Source organism: Streptomyces sp. NBC_00239 (genome assembly GCF_036194065.1).
Taxonomy (GTDB): Bacteria; Actinomycetota; Actinomycetes; order Streptomycetales; family Streptomycetaceae; genus Streptomyces.
The window spans coordinates 91,617-113,643 of sequence record NZ_CP108095.1 but is presented as its reverse complement, the minus strand read 5'-3'; the positions used below and the strand labels follow the sequence as shown (position 1 = coordinate 113,643).

22 protein-coding genes and 1 pseudogene are annotated in these 22,027 nt (G+C 69.7%); 15 read left to right on the top strand and 8 right to left on the bottom strand.

The window, feature by feature from the left end; all coding sequences use genetic code 11:
- Positions 1 to 433: 433 nt before the first annotated feature.
- Positions 434 to 1,204, bottom strand: a complete 771-nt coding sequence (locus OG764_RS00680) for a hypothetical protein (protein ID WP_328966374.1) — start codon at positions 1,202 to 1,204, stop codon at positions 434 to 436.
- Positions 1,205 to 1,463: 259 nt separating this feature from the next.
- On the opposite strand from OG764_RS00680, the gene OG764_RS00675 reads away from it, so the two are divergent.
- The gene (locus OG764_RS00675) at positions 1,464 to 2,201 is read left to right on the top strand and encodes a hypothetical protein (protein WP_328966373.1); all 738 of its coding nucleotides are present in this window, start codon (positions 1,464 to 1,466) and stop codon (positions 2,199 to 2,201) included.
- 158 nt (positions 2,202 to 2,359) lie between these two features.
- Here OG764_RS00675 and OG764_RS00670 read toward each other — a convergent pair whose 3' ends face one another.
- Entirely contained in the window at positions 2,360 to 3,367 is a 1,008-nt protein-coding gene (locus tag OG764_RS00670) for a terpene synthase family protein (protein ID WP_328966372.1), read from the bottom strand.
- A gap of 831 nt (positions 3,368 to 4,198) precedes the next feature.
- On the opposite strand from OG764_RS00670, the gene OG764_RS00665 reads away from it, so the two are divergent.
- A complete protein-coding gene (locus OG764_RS00665) occupies positions 4,199 to 5,233 on the top strand; it encodes an SDR family oxidoreductase (protein ID WP_328966371.1) in 1,035 nt (344 codons plus the stop codon).
- Here OG764_RS00665 and OG764_RS00660 read toward each other — a convergent pair.
- Both OG764_RS00660 and OG764_RS00655 read right to left on the bottom strand, forming a co-directional pair.
- Entirely contained in the window at positions 5,179 to 6,237 is a 1,059-nt protein-coding gene (locus tag OG764_RS00660) for a helix-turn-helix transcriptional regulator (protein ID WP_328966370.1), read from the bottom strand. The two genes, OG764_RS00665 and OG764_RS00660, sit on opposite strands and share 55 nt — an antisense overlap.
- Positions 6,238 to 6,793: 556 nt before the next feature.
- Positions 6,794 to 7,546, bottom strand: a complete 753-nt coding sequence (locus OG764_RS00655; RefSeq protein WP_328966369.1) for an ASCH domain-containing protein — start codon at positions 7,544 to 7,546, stop codon at positions 6,794 to 6,796.
- Between the two features lie 549 nt (positions 7,547 to 8,095).
- On the opposite strand from OG764_RS00655, the gene OG764_RS00650 reads away from it, so the two are divergent.
- Positions 8,096 to 8,488 carry a hypothetical protein gene (locus OG764_RS00650; RefSeq protein ID WP_328966368.1) on the top strand — a complete coding sequence of 131 codons (393 nt, stop codon included), beginning with the start codon at positions 8,096 to 8,098 and terminating at the stop codon, positions 8,486 to 8,488.
- Positions 8,489 to 8,688: 200 nt separating this feature from the next.
- Positions 8,689 to 9,053 (top strand): annotated as a pseudogene (locus tag OG764_RS00645) (transposase); the annotation flags it as partial.
- Between the two features lie 881 nt (positions 9,054 to 9,934).
- Here OG764_RS00645 and OG764_RS00640 read toward each other — a convergent pair.
- Positions 9,935 to 10,813: a TauD/TfdA family dioxygenase gene (locus tag OG764_RS00640; RefSeq protein WP_328966367.1), complete on the bottom strand. Its 879-nt coding sequence runs from the start codon at positions 10,811 to 10,813 to the stop codon at positions 9,935 to 9,937.
- Positions 10,814 to 10,956: 143 nt separating this feature from the next.
- Here OG764_RS00640 and OG764_RS00635 point away from each other — a divergent pair, with 143 nt between their 5' ends.
- The 4 genes from OG764_RS00635 to OG764_RS00620 all read left to right on the top strand — a co-directional run bounded on the left by OG764_RS00635 (position 10,957) and on the right by OG764_RS00620 (position 13,628).
- A complete protein-coding gene (locus OG764_RS00635) occupies positions 10,957 to 11,931 on the top strand; it encodes an aldo/keto reductase (RefSeq protein WP_328966366.1) in 975 nt (324 codons plus the stop codon).
- A gap of 127 nt (positions 11,932 to 12,058) precedes the next feature.
- Positions 12,059 to 12,316 carry a hypothetical protein gene (locus tag OG764_RS00630; protein WP_328966365.1) on the top strand — a complete coding sequence of 86 codons (258 nt, stop codon included), beginning with the start codon at positions 12,059 to 12,061 and terminating at the stop codon, positions 12,314 to 12,316.
- A 253-nt stretch (positions 12,317 to 12,569) separates the two neighbouring features.
- A complete protein-coding gene (locus OG764_RS00625; RefSeq protein WP_328966364.1) occupies positions 12,570 to 12,803 on the top strand; it encodes a hypothetical protein in 234 nt (77 codons plus the stop codon).
- 336 nt (positions 12,804 to 13,139) lie between these two features.
- Positions 13,140 to 13,628 (top strand): hypothetical protein, encoded by a 489-nt coding sequence (locus OG764_RS00620; protein WP_328966363.1) that lies wholly within the window; start codon positions 13,140 to 13,142, stop codon positions 13,626 to 13,628.
- 523 nt (positions 13,629 to 14,151) lie between these two features.
- Here OG764_RS00620 and OG764_RS00615 read toward each other — a convergent pair.
- A complete protein-coding gene (locus OG764_RS00615; protein ID WP_328966362.1) occupies positions 14,152 to 14,706 on the bottom strand; it encodes a uridine kinase family protein in 555 nt (184 codons plus the stop codon).
- A 369-nt stretch (positions 14,707 to 15,075) separates the two neighbouring features.
- Here OG764_RS00615 and OG764_RS00610 point away from each other — a divergent pair, with 369 nt between their 5' ends.
- From OG764_RS00610 to OG764_RS00600, 3 genes are all read left to right on the top strand, one after another.
- The gene (locus OG764_RS00610) at positions 15,076 to 15,789 is read left to right on the top strand and encodes an alpha/beta fold hydrolase (protein ID WP_328966361.1); all 714 of its coding nucleotides are present in this window, start codon (positions 15,076 to 15,078) and stop codon (positions 15,787 to 15,789) included.
- A 162-nt stretch (positions 15,790 to 15,951) separates the two neighbouring features.
- Positions 15,952 to 16,476: an SMI1/KNR4 family protein gene (locus OG764_RS00605; RefSeq protein WP_328966360.1), complete on the top strand. Its 525-nt coding sequence runs from the start codon at positions 15,952 to 15,954 to the stop codon at positions 16,474 to 16,476.
- Between the two features lie 102 nt (positions 16,477 to 16,578).
- The gene (locus OG764_RS00600) at positions 16,579 to 16,830 is read left to right on the top strand and encodes a hypothetical protein (RefSeq protein WP_328966359.1); all 252 of its coding nucleotides are present in this window, start codon (positions 16,579 to 16,581) and stop codon (positions 16,828 to 16,830) included.
- Here the strand turns inward: OG764_RS00600 and OG764_RS00595 are convergent.
- Positions 16,805 to 17,236 (bottom strand): hypothetical protein, encoded by a 432-nt coding sequence (locus tag OG764_RS00595; protein ID WP_328966358.1) that lies wholly within the window; start codon positions 17,234 to 17,236, stop codon positions 16,805 to 16,807. The genes OG764_RS00600 and OG764_RS00595 overlap by 26 nt on opposite strands.
- 288 nt (positions 17,237 to 17,524) lie before the next feature.
- Between OG764_RS00595 and OG764_RS00590 the strand changes: the two genes are divergently transcribed.
- The 4 genes from OG764_RS00590 (at position 17,525) to OG764_RS00570 (ending at position 21,606) form a co-directional block, all read left to right on the top strand.
- The gene (locus tag OG764_RS00590; protein ID WP_328966357.1) at positions 17,525 to 18,754 is read left to right on the top strand and encodes an NAD(P)/FAD-dependent oxidoreductase; all 1,230 of its coding nucleotides are present in this window, start codon (positions 17,525 to 17,527) and stop codon (positions 18,752 to 18,754) included.
- An 18-nt stretch (positions 18,755 to 18,772) separates the two neighbouring features.
- On the top strand, positions 18,773 to 19,726 hold the full coding sequence (locus OG764_RS00585; protein ID WP_328966356.1) for a sigma-70 family RNA polymerase sigma factor: 954 nt from the start codon (positions 18,773 to 18,775) through the stop codon (positions 19,724 to 19,726).
- 731 nt (positions 19,727 to 20,457) lie between these two features.
- Positions 20,458 to 20,916, top strand: a complete 459-nt coding sequence (locus OG764_RS00580; RefSeq protein ID WP_328966355.1) for a hypothetical protein — start codon at positions 20,458 to 20,460, stop codon at positions 20,914 to 20,916.
- A 432-nt stretch (positions 20,917 to 21,348) separates the two neighbouring features.
- Positions 21,349 to 21,606 carry a hypothetical protein gene (locus OG764_RS00570; protein WP_328966354.1) on the top strand — a complete coding sequence of 86 codons (258 nt, stop codon included), beginning with the start codon at positions 21,349 to 21,351 and terminating at the stop codon, positions 21,604 to 21,606.
- Between the two features lie 223 nt (positions 21,607 to 21,829).
- On the opposite strand, the gene OG764_RS00565 is transcribed toward OG764_RS00570, so the two are convergent.
- Positions 21,830 to 22,024 carry a hypothetical protein gene (locus OG764_RS00565; RefSeq protein ID WP_328966353.1) on the bottom strand — a complete coding sequence of 65 codons (195 nt, stop codon included), beginning with the start codon at positions 22,022 to 22,024 and terminating at the stop codon, positions 21,830 to 21,832.
- Between the last annotated feature and the right edge of the window lie 3 nt (positions 22,025 to 22,027).

Sequence of the window (22,027 nt, the reverse complement as noted above, 5' to 3'; positions counted from 1 at the left end):
GGTGGGGGTTGCCGGTGTGGTGATGGCGGGACCAGTGGGCGGCCAGGCTCGACTTCCCGATTCCGCCCAGGCCGTGAACGGCCTGCACGACGACCTCGCCGGGCGTCGCGAAAGCGGCGCCCAGCAGGCTGAGGCCTCACCTCGGTCGACGAACAGTTCTGTGGCGGGGCGCGTTGCACAGCCCGGCGGGTGCCAGGACGTCAGCGATCGGCCCGTACGCCCCCTGCGGCTGGACCGTGCCGTTCTCGACGTAGAGGGTCACCGAGTTGATGATGTCCCCGCCCGCCGCGAGCAACCCGCGGTCGGCATGCACCGACGGTTCGCCGGTCGTCGGCGGGCTCCCCTTGCCGGAGGGCTGCCCCGGGTGCGGGCCGGGGCCGGCCAGTCGTGCGGGTGGCCGCGGCGGTCGCGGCGGCGGGAGGGGCTCCCGGTGTCAGTCGGAGGTGTTCGACGGGGCCGGAGTGGCGGAGACGGGGGCCGTCAGGGTCGCGAGATCCAGGGACCGCAGCATCGCCTCCCGGTCAGCGGGCACGTACTCGTGCGCGACAGAGGCCGCGTCCAGCACCTCCCGGATCTCGACCGCCGTGAGGCCGCGCGCCTCGGCGGCGGCCAGCAGGCCGTCCGCCCGCCCGCGCGGCAGGCCGCGTTCCGCGGCGATCAGGTCGCGGAGCGCTTCCTCGCGCACCGCGAAACGGCTCATTCCGCAGTCGAGGCCGTCGTCGTCGAGGTCGTCCGGGTAGGGGGCGCGGGCCCAGGCACCGTTCTCGTACCAGTACACGCAGCCCAGCTCCGAGCCCTCCAGCAGCTCCCGCAGGCGCTCGTACGGCAGCCAGTCCGGCGCCTGCGCCAGCATGTCGATCGCGGGTTCGTGCCATTTCACGGCACTGGACTCGTCCTCGCCGTACAGCACGTAGCGGCCCTCGCCCACCTGCTCGAACGTCCACCAGGTGCAGCCGCGGTCGTCGAGGTGCAGGCCCAGGCCGTCGATCCAGGCGCCGCCGCGGTGGACGCCCCGGGTCTCCGCCTCCGCCGTGGCCTCCAGTACGGCGACCAGGGCCCAGCGCGCCCACAGCACCTCGGCCGCCGGCAGGTCCTCCGGCCGGCCAGGCCTCTCGATCGCCATTCCGTCCCCCATTCCGTCCAGTCCGTCCAGCCCTCGTACGGCGCCGCGCACGCTCGCCGAGCCGCGATCGTAGAACAGCACCCGGACGGAACCGTAACGGCGGTGGGCTGTGGCCGTCCGTGCCCACGGGAGGGGGGTTCCGCCGGTGGCGGATCAGTACGGGCCGTCCTTCCGCTCGTGCCTCGCGCACGAGTGCGGAGGTACCGGTTCCCGTCGGTGGAAACCGCTCGGTGTTGCACGTATCCGGGCCTGAACGGACCAGCGGTCGGGCAGGTTTGCGATTTTCCTGGGAGCCCGGATTTACTGCCCCGACTGATCAACTCTGAGGGAGCTCAACGCGGTGCGCATCACCCGTCCACTCGTCATATCCATGGCGATCACCATGACCGTGCTCGCGGGCACGGAACAGGCAGCACAGGCCGCCGGCCTGTGGTCCGCCTCCAGATCCGGCCCCGGAGCCGGCGAACTACCGGAACAGGGCTGGGGGTCGGCCCGCGGGCGCGGCCACTCCGCCCCCGGCGACGCCACCGACGCGGCCGCGTCCGGCGGCCGCGCGGATGCCCTGAAGGGACGCGGCGAACTCGCCCCGGACTCCGGCACCACCCGCATCAAGCCGGGCAAGGCCCCCAAGGTGCCGCTGCCCCCCTACGTGAAGGTCCCGTCCCCGCGCCGGGCCGCACCCAAGGGCTTCGACCCGAAGGCCAGCAAGGAAGTGCCCGCGAAACGGGCCGCCGAGGCGCGGACCTTCACCAACCCGGACGGCACCTTCACGACGCGCTACTACAACGAGCGGGTCAACTTCCTCGGCGACGACGGCACGTGGAAGGAGGTCGACACCCGCCATGTGGGTGCCGCATCAAGGTCAGCACCGTCTGCCCCTACCGGGCATCCACCGCGGCAAGCACCGGACTGGGCGCGCAGCGCGGGTTCCGGCCCGTCCGTCCCGACCAGGTCGGCGCCGCGGTCACCGCACCGCGCCGCCGCCCCCGACCGGTCGTCCACCTGCCCCGCTACCTCGCCGTCCTGCCCTTCCTCGCACTGCTGCCCGTCCCCTTGCGCACCCTGCTCAACACGGTGAGCGGGACCGACGGCATCGCCTTGCGGCCCGACCCGGCCGCACGCGTCGCATATCTGCGGGAAATCCTGCGGCACACCCCAGACCCGTCCGACCCGGGGGAAAGCCGGGGCGACACCACAATGCCGCCCCGGCACGAGTGAATCGCGTCTGATACGGATCTACGCTCCCAGGACCTCGTCGAAGTAGCCGGGCCCGGTGTGAGGGACGATCTGGAGCGCGCTGGTATAGCGGCGGGTCTGGGTCTGCCAGGCGTGGTAGCCGGTCATCCAGAACCCCATGACCTCGGCATACGTGGCCACCGCGGTTCGCTGGGGACCGGTGAGGCCGAGGTGCAGGCACATGGCCGGGATCTGGCGGGTCTGCTCCCGGAACCGCTCGACACGAGCGTCGACTTCCCGGACCGCAGCCGCGATCGCTTCCTCGCGGGTGCACGCCTGGGTATGTTCGAGGACGAGGACGAGGTTGTCCATGTCGCCACGGGCTTCCTCCTTCTCCAGGGAGTAGACGTCGTTGCACATGAAGGTGACGTCGATGGCGGCCTGGCGCATGATCCGCAGGTGCGGGCTGTGGAAGGCACCGGCCGGGATGGTGATGCCAGCGGCCCGCTCGCCCAGGGACAGCGGCAGGTCGGTGCCGGCGATACCCCGTCGGACCTGCAGATAGGTTTCCATGTCGGCAGGGGTCCCGCGGAGCCTGCCGATCGCCTCATGGGCCTGCGTGGCGAAGTAGTACTCCCACTCGCACGCGGTACGCGCCACCCACCCCGGGTGCGCGCCGTCTATGCAGCGCGCCCACAGTTCCGCGAACGCCACCGAGCACGCATCCGCTGCCGGCCCGGGGGTAGAGCCGTGCAGGATGTCGATCAGCTGCTGGCTCACGGCTGCGGCGCGGGCCGGGTCCTGGCCAAGAGGGCCGTCGAACTGGTCGTCGAACACGAAGAAGAACGCCATTGCGTCCGCGCACAAGTCCAGGGCCGGCCCGGTCGCGTAGGGGAAACCGCGGGCGGCAAGGAGCGGCATGTCCCACGACGCGAACCACTCCAGCGACCGGCCCTCCCCGACCAGACCCATACGCCGCACCCACCCCAGATTGCGCTGCCGCGCACCCTCCAGGTCCGGGCTGACCGAGAGTGGGAAAGGCAGGCGGAACTCGATGTCCTGCGGCACTTGTCCTCCGTGAAACGAGCTGGTCGCAGCCGGGTTCGGCCGTGACCTTCTTCTGATACCGAGCTCACGGTCTCCCGGTTCCGCGGCGCGACGAAGCTGCCCACCGGCCAGATAGTGGCCGGATCCCGCTGGCAATGACCGCACCCTGCGCAGGCCGGTGCCCAGGTCGTCTCGGCCAGCACGACCTGAAAGAGAGCGGACCGCTTGAGCGTTTCTCGGCCACTGCCGGATTCCGCTCTATCGCTCTCAGTGGGCGATCTGCTCGCTTGCCACTCGATGCCCGGCGCAGTTGCCGCAGCGTATACAGCCACTTCAAAGGGGGTGATTGTGACCAGCGGCGGAGAAGAAGCCACCGCGGCGACGTCGGTGGAAGGGATTCGGCAGATCTCTGCGGTGATTCAGGTGGTGCAGCCGCCCGCCGTCGCCGACGCCCGCGACGCACTGCTGGCGGCCATCGGCAAGGAAGCTCAGCTGGCCCGCGGACCAGTCCGCAGGCCAGGCGTCCGGTGCGCTGGTGGAGCTCGCGCGCGCCTACGCCTTGGTGGCTCTTGGCGCCTCAGCGGTCGCCGGCATCACACCGGTAGCTAGGGCGATTGCAGGGGACGCCTACTTGGCCGGACGGGCCAAGTAAGACGCTCAGTCACAGCTATTGAGACTGAGCGCCGCGGTCGGCCCTTGAGCGCGATGGTCGGTCTGCTGAGCGTGCTAGCCGGCCCGCAGGTTGGCGATGCCTGCATCCACCTGTGGTGTTTGCGTTGTGGTCGGGGCGAGCGCGGGACCTCCGGTAAAGGGTGACGTGTTCTGTCAGTTTTGGCATGAACGATGGATGCCATGGCGAACCAGAACAGCACGATCCAGAACACTCAGAACACTCAGAACACCGTGCAGGCCGGCCCAGCGGGGCCGCTCACGGGGCGGGTCGCGCTCGTGGCGGGTGCTACCCGCGGGGCGGGACGGGCCCAGGCTGTGGAGCTGGGCCGCGCCGGTGCGACCGTGTACGTCACCGGCCGTACCACCCGGGACCGGGCCAGCGAGGTCGGCCGGACCACCGAGACCATCGAGGAGACCGCCGAACTCGTCACCGCAGCGGGCGGCACCGGAATCGCGGTTCCCACCGACCATCTCGACGAAGCCCAGGTACGCGCCCTCGTCGAGCGGATCGACCGGGAGTACGGGCGGCTCGACATCCTCGTCAACGACCTGTGGGGCGGCGAGCACCTTCTGGTCACCTCGGTGTTCGGGAAGAAGAGCTGGGAGACACCGCTTGCTGACGGCCTGCGGATTCTGGAGCTCGGCGTGCGCTCGCATGTGATCACTGCGGCGCTGCTGCTTCCGCTGCTGATCCGCTCCGACGCGCCGCTGCACGTGGAAGTCACCGACGGCACCGCGCACTTCAACCGCCGCTACCGGGAGAACATCTACTACGACCTGGCGAAGAACGCCCCGATCCGCCTCGCGTTCGGGCTGGGGCAGGAGCTCGCCCCGTACGGGGGCGCGGCGGTCGCGGTCTCGCCGGGCTTCCTGCGCTCGGAGCAGATGCTCTCCCACTTCGGTGTGAGTGAGGAGAACTGGCGCGACGCGGTCGCGCAGGAGCCGGCGTTCGCGATCGCGGAGTCCCCGCGCTACCTGGCCCGTGCGGTCGCGGCACTGGCCGCCGACCAGGACCGCGCGCAGCGGTGGAACGGCAAGTCCACCTCCAGCGGGGAACTCGCCAGGGCGTACGGGGTGACGGACGTGGACGGCAGCCGCCCGGACGCCTGGGCGTACTTCGAGGACGTGACCTACGGCGGCAAGGAAGCCTCCGCCGAGGACTACCGCTGGTCCTCGCCTTCCTCGGGCGACGCTGTCCCGGGGGCGGCCTGGTAGAGCGCGGTCAGCGCCGCCGCGCGCTCGCGGAAGCGGGCGCGCAGCCGGGCCGGGGCCAGCACTTCGGCGTCCGCGCCGAGCCGGGCCAACTGGTCGAAGGCGACGTCCTCGGACTCCGTCGGCAGGTCGACGGTGACCAGGCCGGCGGGGTCCGGGGCGCTCGCCGAGGCGAGAGCGTCCACGACGGCAGCCCCGTCCACGACTGCCGGCAGCCGGTCCAGCCCCGGGCTGGTCAGCCGGACTGTGACGGTGGTGCGCAGCAGGGTGCGGGCGAAGGCGGCCGAGCGGGCGTCCCAGTGCGCGGCCAGGTCGAACGACGAGTCGCGCACGAACGGCTCCTCCGCTCCGTGAACGGGGCCGAGGGCAGTGATCCGGTCGACCCGGTAGGTACGCCAGCCGCCGTCATGATCCTCCCGCTCACCGGGGATGCGGGCCACGGCGTACCAAGTACCGGCCTTCAGCACGAGCCCGTACGGCTCCACCACCCGCGCCACGGCAGAGGACGGTGCGCCGTCCCGGCCCGGCCGCGCGTACGACAGCTCGACGGCCCGGTCCGCCCACACCGCGCGGGCCAGTTCCGGCAGCAGTTCCGGGGTGGCGGGTTCGCGGAACCAGGCGGGAGCGTCGAGGTGGAAGCGGCGCACCGAGGACTCAGCGGCCTGGCGTACCGACGGGAGCAGGGTCGCGGTCAGCTTCAGCCGGGCAGTTTCCGCCGCGTCCGACAGCCCCAGGTCCCGCAACGCCGAGGGCAGACCGAACAGGAAGAGCGTCTCCGCCTCGCTCGGATGGAGCGTGGTGAGCCGGGTCCGGTATCCGGCGGCAAGGAAGTACCCGCCCACCCGGCCCCGCTCCGACCGGACGGGGACGCCGGCCTCCTGCAACGCCTGGACGTCGCGGATCACGGTCCGCTCGGAGATCTCCAGCTCACGAGCGAGGGCAGCCGCAGTCAGGCCGGGGTTCGACTGGATCAGGAGAGCCATACGGATCAGGCGGGCGGCACGCATCCTCCGAGGATCACCGACCCGACGAGCGAACGGGATCTCCTGCCGCCGACTGGTCCACCCAGGACAGCCCGAGAACTGAGCGTGGTACTTGGCCGTACGGGCCGACTACGACACTCCTTACCTTGTTGGCGGGTTGATTCCGGTCCTTCGTACGATCGGGAGACCCAGGGGCCTGGGTGTGGCTGGATGGCGCTCCTGCCGAGTCCGCACGAGCTACATCTGGATCCGCTTCGGACGTACGCCTTCACGCCCGACACATCCCTGTGATCATGACTTACTTGACGCCTTCAGACCGGTGTCCCTGCCGGACACCTTGACTCCTTAGCTGCATGAGGTGTCCTACCTGCGATATAGCCAGGGGAAGAGGTCCTACGCCGGTGATGGTGATGAAAATCTGTGAAATCGGCTGGGGCGGATATCTGTGACGGTCATGGCGGCTGGGCAAGGACGAGGGGCCGCAGAGAGCGAGGAAGCTCGGCCGTAAGGTGCGGGCGTCAGAGGAGATCTGCTCGTCGTCACCTTGAGCCCAGTCCTCGCTGGTGCCCGCCTCCGCGGTTTAAGCAGCGCCTGTCTTGTCGTTGATCTGGAAGGTGATCACGTCGACTTCGTCGGTTCCCGCCAGATCTGGGTAGTGGCCCTTGAGGCCTTCCCGGAGTTCGGTTGCGGTCGTCAGCCCCTCGGCTTGGGCGTCCTGGTTGGTCAGGTCGCTGACCAGGCAGTGCCTGATACCGGTCACCTCTGCCAGCAGGACGACTTCGGGGTCGCTTTCAAACACCAGCCGTGCTGGCCCGAGCTGGGCCGGGTCCCGGAAGCGGGTGGTCTTGGTCTTCGCGCCAGAGCGGACGTCTTCAAGGTAGCGGGGGTTGAACCGGATGATCGGGGGACCGGCCGTCTCGGGGTCTTGGTAGAGCGATGGGTCGAGACTGGCCATGCCTTCCGGGGTCCATCGCTGGGTAAGCGGCATCAGGTCGGCGGCGAGAACGGACCTGGGCCCCGCAGGCGTAGGCACGATGACGCGCATGGTGGGGTAGTAGTCCACGAAGACCTGCCGATCACGCCCGCACGGGCCGATGACCCCCCGCCCGTGGTTTCCCACGGCAACGATGCAGCGCATCTGGCGGGCGCCCTGGGCTCGTGCGGCTCCCAGAGCCACGAGTTCGGCGCAGGGTCCGCCGGTGAAGTGGTAGAGGTTCACGCCAGCGAACATCCGGTAGTCGGCGGCCATGACCGCAGCCCCCATCGTGTGGATCCCGTCTTCGTCGGGCCCGGCGTCCGTATGGGCGTCTATTGTGCGGCGTGCCAGCTCCACGAGCTCACGCTCGTCATCATCGAGAGCTCGTGCAGATGACGGTACGTACACGTTTTCAGCCTTCCCTTTCGTCAGCAGTCGCCAAGATCATTCCATGCCATGCAGGTGGGCTCCATGGGATTTCGGCTTGCCTTGACTGGGGCCCCTACGGTGGTCCCGACGTAGCGGGGCAGGGTGGGGATCACCCGCCACCGTCCGGCTGGGCGGGCACCCGGACATCGGCCTCAGCCGCAGCGGACGGGCGGGGCGGCCCGCACCGCCCTCCGTGAACTCCGCCACGCTCGTGGGTAACCCGGACGGCCCGGGCGCCGTTGAACCGGGCGGGACCACGACGATGCGGCTCACGCCCGTCATCGGCGTGCAGCGAAGTAGCGGTGAAACGGTTCCTCGACCCGACCTGGAGCCGATCTTCGCCGAGCTCGCCGCCCGGTGTGCCAGCGCCTCCACCTGGACAGTGGTCGTAGCCGGCCCGGCTCCCGCCTCGGATACCGTGTTCCTCTACGGGGTGCCATAACGGATGTGACGCCCCCCACCGGAGGTAGTCAGCGTATGAGTTCAAAGCGCAGCAAGAATCCAGCCCTGCCCGTACTTGACGACGCATTCCGACTCACGTCGGTCAAGGACGCCGAAGAGTCCACCCGTGACTTGGCCGCGCGGCTGGCCACCACCGAGCTGCGCCGCGTTTCCCACCCGGGCCGGGTCACCTGGGAGCCCACCGATCAGGCCGAGCCCGTACCGGTCCCGCCGACTGTGGTCGACGGTGACGGGGACCTGTGGCTGCGGGACCGGGGCACTGGCACCTGGACCATGCCCGAGTTCAACCCGAAGGAGTTCCCGGCCCGCTGTGGCGAGGTTCTGACGTGGAACCAGCTTGCCAGCGAGTTCGGCCCGCTTACCGCACTGGCCGACGACCGCCGCATCGGCGGCGGCCGGCGTCGCTGACCGAGCAGCCTTCTGGGATGACCGCGCCCCTGAAGCGCCCGTCAGGGTAGTTGGGAGCTCCAGCTCACCGCCGAGCTCGACGATGGCGGCAAGCAGGTGAGCAGGTGAGCGTGGTGGCGGCGTGCGACGGAGCCCCCGCCACTGCTGGAGGACAAGGTGGCGGGCCCCCGCCGGATGACCGCCGGGGGCACGCCACCATTCGTCGCAGTTTGGGCGAGCGGGACTTCATCGCGCTGAGCGACGGCGTCCATCACCTGGTCAGAGCGCCGATCGTGCTGGTCTGGGACCGCCTGAACACCCACGTCTCCCGTCGGATGCGGGACCTCGTCGCCGAACGCGAGTGGCTGACGGTGTTCCTGCTGCCCGCCTACTCGCCCGACCTGAACCCCGTCGAAGGCGTGTGGGCGCACGTCAAACGCTGCCTGGCCAACCTCGCCGTCATGGCCCTCGACCGACTCGAAATCCTCGTCCGCAACCGCCACAAACGCCTTCAATACCGGCCCGACACCCTCGACGGCTTCATCACCGGCACCGGCCTCACCCTCGACACCCAACGTCACCTTGAAAAGCCGAAGTCAGTACTGCACGGGCTGTGGCATGCCGCGCCCGGGCCGGCCGGGCATCTGAGCTCGGGGCGTTGCACTCCGGGATCAAGCACGGTCGGCAAGCACGGTCGGCAAGCACGGAACCAAGCCCCGGCACACGGGCAAGACCACCGGCCGACGGCTGATCCGGGGCGCGATGCCGTCCCCGGATATGGCATCGTGGCCCCGTGAACAACAAGATCAGAAAGGACGATGCCGCGTAATCGGCCGTCCCGAGTCCGCGCCTCCGGACGTCACCCGAGGCGGCAGACGCATGGAACACCAACGCCCGGGTTGCCGCGTGGCTCCGGCAAGCTCGCCGGAGCGGTTTCCCGCCTCGAACACGACCGGCTCTGGCCTGGGGCGATAGCACAGGCCTTGCAGCAGTGGTCACGAACAGCCCACCGCCCCAGCCGTAGCCTCTCCGGCGGTTGCGGTTGCCCTTTGTGCAACCCCTTCTACACCACCGACGAGCGGCAAGTTCTGGAAACGGCCATGCACGCTCTTCCACCACGGGCAGCGCGTGAGCTGCGGCACCTGGTGAAACCACTCGACGACCTCTACATCGCCAAGACCTGGCCCGACCCCTTCGCCTCGCCCTACGGCGGATGGTGGGTAAGACGCTGTTGGGGATAGACCTACGCCGATCGTTGCCCAGCACCGTATCCAGCCCAGCGGAGTCGGCAAACGCCGCGGCCCTTGCGTGGGGTGAAGGCGCGCGCCGGCAGCACCGGTGGGGCGCAGAGGGCACGTCGGGTGTGCGCACCGGCTCCGTCGCCCGGCGTCGGCGCTGCCGCAGCCGCCACGGGCCGCAAACCCGTACGGCAACCGTCGTGCGTTCCGGTCAGGCCGCACGGTCCGGTCAGTCGGGGTGCCGGCGGAGCATCAGGCGGATCAGACAACGTCGGCGCTCGGGGTCGGAGTGGTCCTCGTAGGCGGTGCGGCCGTGGAGGACGCGGCGGTCGTCGGTGAGCAGGCAGTCCCCTTCGTCCAGCAGGACGCGGATCCTCAGGGACGGCCCGGCCAGGAGGTTCTTCAGGACATCGAGGGCGGCCCGCTGGCCGGCCGGCAAGCGGTCTCCGGTGAGTTCGGCGGCCGTTTCGATGCGCTTGGCGTTGCACCGTACGACCAGGCGCCCGCCGCCCGTGTCGAACACCGGGACGCGTATCACTTCGGGTCCGCCCGCGGGCGTGACGTGGCGTCGGTCGACCGGGTACGGCCTACCTAGCTCGGCCAGTGCCCGCGGGTGCTCTGCGGCCAGGATCCGGTACAGGGCGCGGCCGTCGAGGAGGAGGGAGGCCCCGCCCCGGCGGGCGCGGCGGTGGGCGAACAGCGCCAGCAGGTCTGGATCCTGTCCGAAGGGCCGTACGGCCTGGTCGTTGTGGAGATGGAGGTACCCGCGCGACTTCGAGGTGTACGCGTTCTCGTGGAAGCGGCCCTCTCCGGTGTGGGCGCTCACGCCCTCGTCGCGGACGAGCCACGCCCTCTCGCCCTCACCGCCGCGGCCCTGCAGGAGGGCGGTGCCGAGCGGGTCGAGCATCTCCACGGCGAAGGACTGCGCGTCCCGGACGGCCAGGTCGGCGACGGGCGTCCCCGTCACCACCGCGAAGCCGGGGCCGTGCTCGACCGCGCGGCGCAGCCGTCCGGCAAGCGCGGCGTGGTCGTGCGTATACGGGATCCGGAACGCTGCGGGGGCGGGCGGGGTCGACCGGGTCCAGCCCGCGGTGCCAGCGCCGTCCATCGGCCGCATCAGAGCCCCTTCACGCCGAAAGCCGCCTCGACTCACCCGCGCAGCATAGGAGTCGGCCACCATGGGCGTAAGGACGCAGGGGCCCGGGCACATGGGGGAGCACCACTTCAGGACAGCGGAGGGGAGCCGGACCTGTGGAGCACAGGAGACTGGGAGCACGAGGCCCGCTCGTGCCGGCCATGGGCCTGGGCTGCATGGGCATGTCCGACTTCTACGGGCCCGCCGACCAGCGCGAGGCGCTCGCAACCATCCGCCACGCCCTCGACCGCGGTCTGACCCACCTCGACACGGCCGACATGTACGGTCCGTTCACCAACGAGGAACTCGTCGGCCGCGCCATCAAGAGGCGCCGCCACGAGGTGTTCCTCGCCACCAAGTTCGGCGTCGTCCGCGGCCCGGACCCCACCGCCCGGCGCATCGACTCCACCCCGGCCCACGCCCGAGCCGCCTGCGAAGCCTCCCTGCGCCGCCTGGGCGTCGACCACATCGACCTCTACTACCTCCACCGCCGCGACCCCGCCGTGCCCGTCGAGGACACCGTCGGCGCGATGCAGGACCTCGTCACCGCCGGAAAGATCCGCCACATCGGCCTCTCCGAGGTCAACTCCGACACCCTGCGCCGCGCCTGCACCACCGCACCCGTCGCCGCCCTCCAGAGCGAGTACTCCCTGTTCACCCGCGCCCTCGAACGGGAGATCCTGCCCACCGCCCACCAACTCGGCGTCACCCTCGTCGCCTACTCACCCCTCGGACGCGGCCTGCTCACCGGTACCCTCACCTCGACCGGCGGCCTCCACCAGGACGACGTCCGCCACACCCAGCCCCGCTTCCAGGGCGCCCACCTCGCCGCCAACCTCACCCTGGTCCAACGCCTGCGCGATCTCGCCGCCGAGGCCGGCTGCACGCCCGCGCAGCTGGCCCTGGCCTGGCTCCTGGCCCGCCCCGAGCGGATCGTCCCGCTCCCGGGGACCCGCCGCCGCACCCACCTCGACGACAATCTCGCCGCCCTGTCCGTACGCCTGACCCCGGAGCAGTCCGAGTCCGTCGGTGAAACCATTCCCGAAGCATCCGGCGCCCGGAGCCCGGACCTGTCCCGCCTGGAGCAGTAGCTCCCCCCCCGCCGAGCCCGTGCACCGGCGGCCGGGGTGCACGGTCGGCCCGAGGAAGCACCGGGCATCTCCCCGTGCGCCGACTGCGGGCGGACCGTGATATCCGGGCGACCGTGCCAGCACCGAGATGCCCGGGCGACTGTGCCGGCAGGGAACTTCCCGGCAGGTCGACCCGCACGACCTGAAGTTCGCCCCCATCTGGCGCGCCGCTCCCAAGGTCGTGTTCTCCCGCGCCCTGACCGAACCCGGCCATGGCGCACGGGTCAGCAACTGCGCGAACCTGGCCGAGGAGGTCACCGCGCTCTGCGCCGTCGGTCGCGTGAGCCTTGTTCCGGGTGCGGGGAACTGCCGGCCTGCGGTGCGCGTCTCGTGGGACTGTGACTGAATTCGATCCCCGTCCTTCCCCGGAGCACGGCGCGCGATCTTCGGCGTCGCCGGATGACGCGCCCTCGTCGGCGACGGCGCTCGCCCCGCCGTCGTCGTTGTTGGGCTCTCTGCGACCGGTGGGCAGGGCTGACCGGGTGCTGGGGACGGTCTCGGTGCTGTGTGGTGCTGTGGCTGGCTGGGCCGCGGTCGTTCTCGCTTCGAACGCCCGCATCCACTGCGCTGCGGGCTGGGATGCCGGGGGCAGGTTCGAAATGAACTTCCTCTTCCTGGTCCTGGTGCCGGCCTGCATGGCTCTGGCGGCGGTGACGTGCGTGCTGGCCCGGAGGCTGCCGCTGTGGCTGCGGGCGATCGCGGTGCTGGCCGTCCTCGCGGCGGTGGTGGTCTGGTTCTTCGCTTCGCGGGGCACCCTCGACGGCTACCCGAGCCCGGGGATCTGCGGGCCGGACAATGTGCCGCCGTGGTGGCCCGACTGGCTGCCCGCCTGAGGCAGACGTACCGGGCAGGGGCTGTTCGCCTGGCTTGTACCGCTGGTGCCGGTGGTCCCGCAATCAGGCGTCACGGAAGGACAACGGGGAAGGTCCGGTACCTCACCGCTGAGGTACCGACAGTGCCGCGGAACCTCCCCAATGCAGGTCACAGCCCTGCACGGCCCGAACCTCACTGGTGCACCGGTGACTTTCCTCGGACCTCACCGGCGGATCCGTGAGTCACCGGTGACCTCTCCTGGCCCTCACTGGCGGTCTGCCGCTTTGCTCGGTGAGGTCGGTCTGACGACGCGGTGTGCGATTGGGGCTGTTGCTGCGTGGCGGAGGATGGTGCCCATGCGCGCTCTTTTCGACCGCCCCGAGCCCCGTCGAGTCTCGCCAGGCGAGTACCCCCTGTGGGACCGGGCTCTCGCCCTCCTCAACCGGGACTTGGCGGTGACCCTTCCCGAGCAGGAACCCCTGCAACTGCTGGCCCTTCCGCCCTACGATGCGGACGAGCCGGAGAACGTCTACGTCGCTCTGGCCAACGGCGAGTGGCACGGCAACTACCTGTACCCGGACTCGGCGGACGACCCTGCCGCTGCGCTGGCGATCGTCGCCGATGCCGCGCAGGAGACCGTCACCGAGTGTCTGTGGCAGGCGTGGCCTCTGTGCGCCGAGCATGGCCTGGGCATGCATCCGCGGGAGGCGGACGGGCAGCTGTCCTGGTGGTGTGCGGGAGAGCGGTTGCGTCACGGCCCGGCCCATATCCGTGCGGCCGTGGGCGCGCTCGACACCTTCGTCCGCCCACGTCGCCCCAATCGCAAGAGTCGGCGGGCGAGTTGATGTCCCACTGCGCCACGGTCGTTGAACGCGACGTGACGTGAAGACGGCCGGGTAGGCGCCTCTCCTGTCGCCTGAGCTTGAGGCGGCGCGAGAGCGGGTGGGGAATCGGGCGGTGCTGTTGGATCCGGCCTTGTTCCACGGGCCGGTGGTGGCGTGCGCGGGACTCCGACGGGAGGATCCGGACACGCTGTTTCTGCGCTGGGTGCCGGCGACGTACCGCCACTGTGTCCTATCCGTGCCGGGTGTGGTTGCGGAACCTATGATGCGGTCGTGTTCCGCAGGGACCCCGCTTCGACAGCACAGATCGGAATCGGCAGCGGGCATCTGACCTTCAGGAGGCTGTCGGCAAGGGGCTCTTCCATGCCTGAGCGGACGGTGACGTGCCCGCCCTGGAGCCGCCTGCTGTGCTGGCGGCAGCGGAGCGCATCCGGCGGACCGAGGACGAGGTATCCGGGTGGGGATCTCGTGTGACCGTCGCCCTGCGCGGCCGGTCGATGGAAGGAAGCCAGCCCCGCCCCCCTTCCTACGGCTTCAGGCGTTTCAGCACCTGTGCGGCGAGGTCGGCGATGGGCTGTGTGCCGTCGAGGACGATGTCGGCCTGGGCACGAGTGGGTTCGATGTGGGTGTCGAAGGCGCGCACGGTGTTGGCGTATCCGAGGAGTCCGGGCAGGGGGTCTTTGCCTTCGCTGATCTTGCGGATCGTCTTGCGGACGACACGGAGGTCCGCCGGCGTATCGACGAAGAAGGACCAGCTCGCCTGTTCTCTGAGCTCGGGGAGCGCGAGGGCGAAGATCCCCTCCACGACGACCAGCGGCGCCCCGGCGTGCATGTCGAGGGCGGCTTTGACCCGGGCGGGGCCGAGTGCCTGCGGATCACTGAAGTCGATGGCGTGGCCGGGCTGTCCGTCGAGGCGGGGGGTGCTCGGGGCGAGGTCGACGTCCTGGTGGTAGCAGAGGTCGAGATGCACCAGGCCCGCGCCGGGGATGTTGTCCGCCAGGGCGCGGGCGAGCGAGGTCTTGCCGGATCCGGCACCGCCGCCGATCAGGAGGAGAGGGCGCGATGCCGGGTTCTGGATCACGTGCGGGTGCCTCAATCCGATGTCGGGTCGAGGCGTTGAGTCTAGTGATGCGGCCGACCCTGAAGGGGCCGGTTTGCATGAATTGCGGTGGCGTCTGCGATCACCGGCCGGGGATCAAACCTTCTGCGGCTGGTTCGCCGCAGGCCAGGGACGCCACGCTGTTGAGAAGCGTGGCGGGCAGCGGATCGCACTGCGCGGTGCGGGCTCTGCCGGTGGTGCTTGTCGGCGCGGGGGCCTGGCCGCTCGTTCATGGGACTACCGGTTGGGGTGTTTCGCCGGTGTGTTGCAGGAATTGCCGGGCGCCGCGCAGGGGCATGTATCGAAAGTATTTTCTAGGAGATCGTCAGGCTGCCCGGCTACGGTGCGGGCATGGTGAATTTCGTGCTGGTTGCAGGTGCACGGCTCGGGGCGTGGGCGTGGGGCGAGGTGGTGCCGTATCTGCGTGCGGCTGGTCACGGCGTCCATCCGTTGACGCTGTCCGGTCTTGCTGACAAGCGGGGTGTACCGGCGGGGCAAGCGACTCACGTCCAGGACATCGTTGCCGAGGTGGAACGCCAGGGTCTGCGTGACGTAGTCCTGGTGGGTCACAGCTATTCGGGCATCCCGGTCGGTCAGGCCGCGGAGCGGATCGGTGACCGACTGTCCCGCGTGGTGTTCGTCGACTCAAGTGTTCCAACTGACGGCGAGTCGTTTGCTTCCGCCTGGCCGGACGGCGGGGCTGCAGTGGAGGCATCGATCGCCGAGAACGGAGGGTTTTGGCCGCTCGCGCCAGCTGCTCATTACGATGGCGAAGGTCTCACCGATGAGCAGATCGCACGCCTCGTGCGTGGCTCGACGCCTCACCCAGGTGCCTCGCTGACCGAGCCCGCTGTGCTGGCGGGGCCGCTCGGTGAACTTCCGGCGACATACATCCTGTGCGTGATGCCGGGGGCCGAGCCAGACGACGCCGAGCCCGACGAAGATGTGGCCGAGCTGCTGAACAGCAAGCGCTGGCGGCTGGTCAAGATGGACACCGGCCATTGGCCGATGTTCTCCCAGCCGCGCGAGCTGGCGCAGATTCTCCTCGATGCTGCCGTGGAGTGAGAGCACCTCCACGCCTGCGGGCTTGTTTCCGACGCGCTTGATGTGTGCTGGTCACAGCCATTCGCCGATGGCCGCTATGAGGACGGTCGCCTCGTAGCGGACCGCTAGCTTGAAGCTCCTATAGATCGTCAAGCCCGGCTGTGAGGTCCTTAGGATGCGTTTGTGGTTCGGTTTGATGAGGTTAAGGCGACGTTCTGGGGCGAGGGCCTGTATGGGGTTCAGCCACCGCTGAGCGACGCGGTCGTTCAGGATGCCGAGCGCCGGCTCGGTGTGCGTCTGCCGGCCTCGTTGCTGGAGATCCTGCGGGTCCAGAACGGCGGCCTGGTGGCGGAGGCGTGGAACGCGTTCCCGACCGATGTGCCGACGTCGTGGAGCGAGGACCACGTTCCGCTCGACGACATGATGGGCATCGGCCGTCACGACGGCCAGCCGTCGTTGCTGGACTCGGGTTACCTGGTTGAGGAGTGGGGTCTTCCGTCTCCTCTGGTTCTGCTCTCCGGTGATGGTCACTGCTGGATCGCCCTCGACTACCGGACATGCGGAGAGCGCGGGGAGCCGTCCGTGACGTGGTTCGACGTGGACGGCAACACGGAGCTCCCGCTGGCCGCGGACTTCCAGACGTTCGTCGAGCGGCTGATTGCGGCCGCGTCGCTCGATGATGCGGTCGGCAGCCGATCAGTGTCATGATCTGGCTCCGCCCGAGCCCGCCGTGTTCGGGATGCTCGTGCTCCTGAGGTGCCTGTTGTCGGCGTACTCGTCTTCACGTGTACGCCGACAGAAGGTCGGGCGGTGTCGGACTTCATGAACCCGGACCGGATAGCCATCGGCTCCGACAACCCGCAGGCTGCTGCGCTGGTGTCGGATCTGCATGCCGGGATCGACGCACCGGTCGTGGTGATGGACGTGCGGTCCGAGGAGATGGTGAAGCTCGCTTCCAATGCGCTGCTCGCCACGACGCTCGACAACGAGCGGCCGCGGGCCGAACTGGCCCGACAGGGCACCGGCACCAGCGTCCTCAGCCGCGCGGGAAGAGATAGGTGACGATCCCAACGATCGTGCCGATCACTCCGGCGACCGCGCCCAAGACGCTCATGACGAAGAGGAGGACTTCTCGCTGACTGCCGCCCGTCACACGATGGTTTGCACTCCTTCGGGCAACGAAGCCCTGCATGCCTTTCGGCTCATTCAGCAAGATCGTTCGGGTCAGGTATTTGTCGATTTGGTATGCAGCAACCAGCATCAGGAAGCCCGCAGAGCCGACTTGCCCACCGACCCCGGAGGGCTCGTAGATCAAGCTCCACGAACCAACGGCGAGGCACAGGAACTGAAAACGGTCGAGCCACTTCGTCAGGCGGCGCCCGAGGAATCGAGCGCGAGCGAACGTGTCGGCGATCCGGGTGGCAGCCCCTAGCTGCCAGGACTCGTTGCCGCCGCTGAGCCGGCTCACCGCGAAGGCTCGCCTGCCGAACGGACGCCAAGCGCGGGTGCGCCTACCGATCTCGAGGGTGATGCTGGGAGCTCCGGCGGCCGTGGATCGGCTCTGACCGTCGGCTCCCACGTAAGGCCGGGCCAGGCGCACGCCGTCACGGTGGCGGCCGTGGTGGCGTTTTGCGAGGCGACACCGATACCTTTACCGACCTGTGACTCACGTCACATTTGGTTCCTGTCAGGAATCGAGTCGCTGTCCCGCTCAAGTCATCGAGAGCCCAGCGGATCGAACCGACAGGAGCATCACATGAAGCACCGCATCGTTGTCCTCGGTGCCGGCTATGCCGGAACCTACGTGGCGGGGAACTTGGCCCGCCGGCTGTCCCCGGCCGACGCCGAGATCACCGTGGTGAACGCCGTGCCCTACTTCGTCGAGCGGCTGCGGCTCCACCAGGTCGCGGCCGGCCAGGAGATCGAAACCCAGAAGCTCGCCGACATCTTCGCGGGCACGGGGATCCAACTGTGCCTGGCTCGTGTCACCGCTGTCGACCCCGAGCGCCAGGTCGTCGCGGTGGCCGGCGCCGACGGCGGCGCCGAGGAGCTCGGCTACGACACGCTTCTCTACGCGCTCGGCAGCCACGGTGACGACCGGAGTATTCCCGGTGTGGCCGAGCACGCCTTCGATGTCGCCGCCCGGCCCTCGGCGCTGCGCCTGCGCGAGCGTCTGGACGGACTTCGGGAAGACGGGAGCGTGCTGGTCGTCGGTGACGGGTTGACCGGCATCGAGACCGCAACCGAGATCGCCGAATCCCGTCCCGGCCTGTCGGTGACGCTGGTCGCCCGCGGAGAGTTGGGCGCCCAGCTCTCCACCGGAGCCCGCGACCACCTGCGTCTGGCCTGCGACCGGCTGGGCATTACCGTCCTGGAGCACACCAGCGTCGAATCCGTCGAAGCGACACGGGTCCTGTGCGCCGACGGCACCGCCCTGGCGTCCGACGCCACGGTGTGGACGGCAGGGTTCGCGGTCAACCCGATCGCCGCCGCCGCGGGGTTGGAGGTCACCGACAACGGCCGGATCGTCGTCGACCGCACCATGCGCTCGCTCTCGCACCCGAACATCTACGCCGCCGGCGACAGCGTCTACGCCATCGGCGACAACGGCCGGCCGTTGCCGATGTCCTGCGCCACGGCCGGCTACACCGGCATGCAGGCCATGAAGGCCATCGTGGGACGCCTGACCGGCAGCAAGATCGGACACGTCAAGCTGGACTACCCGGGCAACCACATCAGCCTCGGTCGCCAGGACGGGATCCTGCAGATGGTCGACCACGAAGGGCAGCCAAAGCCGAAGCACATGGGCGGCCGGAATGCCGCACGGATCAAGGCGGGCATCCTCAAGATGTCGCTGTGGACCAACTCGCACCCCACCTTCTGCATGCCCAAGCGCAAGCGTCACCTGGCCACCACGCAGGCTGCGTCCGCCACGAACGCGGCCCCGTACGCGCAGGATGCCCCCGTCAACAAGGCGGTCGCGTAGCCGCCTAGGGTGATCCACATGGAAACCGTCAGTGATCGCTTCGACACCAGTCGGTTCGTGGCCAGTCGGAACCGGCTGGCCTCGCTGGCATACCGTCTGCTGGGTTCCGCCGCCGATGCCCAAGACGCCGTGCAGGACGCGTTCTTGCACTGGCAGGCCGCCGACCGGCAGCAGATCAAGGTCCCGGAAGCATGGCTGACCAAGGTCGTCACCAACCTGTGCCTCGACCGACTCCGCTCGGCACAGGCCCGCCGCGAACGCACCGCCGGTGCATGGTTCCCCGAACTGCTCCTCGACGGCGACCCGATGCTCGGCCCGGCCGACACCTTCGAACAGCGCGAATCGGTCTCCTTGGCCATGCTGACCGTCCTGGAGCGCCTGTCACCCGTAGAGCGGGCCGTCTACATTCTGCGCGAAGCGTTTTCCTACGGCCACGCAGAGATCGCCGAGATCCTCGACATCACCGAGTCCGCAAGCCAGCAGCACCTCCACCGCGCCCGGACCCGCATCACCGCCACGCGCCGCCGCGGCGGCAGCGAAGTCGACCCGGCATCCGCCCGCAGGATCATCGAGGAATTCCTGACCGCTGCCACCTCGGGCCGCACCGACCGCCTGGTGGCGCTGCTCACCGACGACGTGATCGCGATCTCCGACGGCGCCGGCCTGGCCGAGAAGCTCCTGCGGTACGACACTCCGCAGCGCGTAGCCGCCGTCATGCGGGGCGGCTTCAAGCCCACGCCCGCGAAGCGGCGCCTTGCCGGCGGCGCGCCCGCCATCCACTATGCGGTCGTCAACGGCGCCCCCGCCGTCCTCTTCGTCCTCGGCGACCAGGTCCTGGGCGCCGTGACGTTCGATGTCACCGAAGACAAGATCGCAGCCGTGCGCGGTATCGCCGCTGCGGGTCGACTTGCGCGCCTCAATGAGGCTTGGCGTCAGCACGAACCCGACGCCCCGGTCATCGCCGCATGGTGACCGCATACCAGTGACGGTTGCGTCAGAATCAGCCCACCCTCACACGGTCTTCTGGCTACCTAGGCTGGTTCAGGGCCCGGGTCAGGTCACGGTTCGCGGACCGGGCGGCGTCGAGCTCGGCCTGCCGTTCCTCCAATGCCTGGGTCAGTTCGACGTTTCGTTGTTCGAGGCGGGTGATGCTCTTGGCGAGTTCGGCGACATCGGTGGGTGGCCCCAGGCCGGAGGTGCTCCAGATTTCCTCGCCAAGCGCTTTCGACAGGCGTTCTTCGAGCTGCCGGACGCGGGCGGCCAGACGGGCGCTGCGTGCGCTCGCGTTGGCGAGGTCGGCTTGCAGCGAGGCCCGGGTGACGGTCGACGCGCTCCCGGCTGCGGTAGCGGGTTCGTATGCGGCGGTGTGGAGGGCATCGAGGAGATCGCGGTGGCGGTAGAGGAAGGTCCGGTCGACACTGGCTGCCCGGGCGACTGCTGCGGTGGTCAGCGGTGTCCCGTCGCGCTGGGCCGTCCTGATGGCGGCCTTTACGCGGGTACGAGCTCGTCACCGATGGGTGGCAGCCCCCGCTTCGTGTCCCCCGCAGGAGTGGACTCTGCCCTCGCGTACGCGTAGGCGGCTTGCATGGGGTGCCCCGAACTCGCCCTGAAACCATGGCTATTGAAAACAAACGGAACATTTCGTCATCTTTCCAGCACCGGCCCGACCGACGGGCCGCCGATGTGTGATCGGAGTGCGATTCATGGCGCGTTCGGTGCGGGAGCAATACGACGAGAACCAGGCTGCGGGCCGGCTGCGGGTGCCCCTGGCGGCCTGGCGGTGGGCCGCCGGCTCGGGCCTGGTCCCGGCCGCTGACGCCGGTCCGGGGCTGTGGTCACGGGCGGTGGTGGAGGCTGCCGACCCGGAGGCGGTCCGGGCTGCGCTGCGGGGCCCGATCGGGGCCGGGGTGGCGGCGGACCGGCTGACGGAGGCTCTGGGGGCGCCGTTGCGGTGCCGGCCGAGGGTGACCGCTGCGGCGGTCGGCCACCTCGCTGGAGCCGGCCCGCTGGTCCGCCTCGGCGGGGACGTCGAGTTCTCCGACGTCCACCCGGACCAGGTGGCCGCCCTCGCGCGCCGCCGGGACCTGCCCGCCCTGCTCGACCGGCACGTGCCCCTGGGCCCGGACCAGAGCGCGGTGCGCTTGGGCGTCCGCCGAGTCTGAGGCGGCTTTTCAACGACCCTGAGGGCGGTTGGTTCCGGCCTCCGCCTGCTCCGTATCCGATGGGAACGGCGCGACGACGTCAACGAAGCCTTCCGCAGCCTCGCCACGTGCCTCACCACCGACCGACAACAGTGTCAAAGGGGTCGAGGTCCGCCGTCTCATCTGCTGCTGCGGCTGCCCTGCGCGAACAGACTGTGCCCGGCTCATGCGGTGCGCACGCGGGGCTCACCCGGACGCGCGGGCCCACGGTGCCGCTGATTTCGGCGGCTGGTAGCGCTGCATGCAGCGGCTGGGGCGGAGTCCTCCGGCACCCGCTCGACTCAAGCGGCTGCGCCTGGACGTCAGGGCCGAGGACGTACCCCGGTTCGGGCAGGGCTCGGTTGCGGCCGGCTGACCGGCGCATCCTGCTGCGGGTTTCCTCGTTGGCCGGGCATGAAGATCCTGGCTTCCTCCACACTCGCTGTCGCGGCTCTGCTCCTGGCCGCGGTTCCCGCCTCAGCCGACGACACCCCCGGCGCCGCCAAGGGCGCCATCGGGCAAGGCAGCTCATCGCTCGGCTTCGGCGCCGACGGTACGGACGGGGACAGCGGTGGCGGTCACGAGTCCTCGAACCGCCACCTCGTGAAGACGGGTGACCCGGGGGCCCTGGCCGACCTGGTCAACAACCTGTCGAACCCGCAGCCTGAGTGAACACGCTTTGAGCCGGCCGACGGCCTCGACCGTCGTCCGGCGGCCCGCCTGGGCGGGCGCCTCCGGCGACCCCAGCACGGGGCGCCACCACCTGGTGGCGGCCTGCACTGTCACCACGATGTGCGCAGTGAGGGCGCGTGCCTGAGCGGACACTGTGGCGGTGGCCGTCAGTGGCAGGCCGACCCAGGTCCTACACGAACGAGCCCCTCGTACAGTCCTCCGCTCACAGGCCTGCCAGGTGGTCGAGGTAGTCCTGCTCGCTTCCCATGCCGTCTCCCTCGCTGTGATAGCCGTCATGCAACGGGTGGAGGAAGCTGGAGTTTTCGTTACGGGGCTCGGCGGCCTGGGCCGTGCCGGTCATGGACAGGGCGGCCCCGGCAAGGGCCGCCGCTGCAAGGACACGCTTCATGTGGTTCATGCC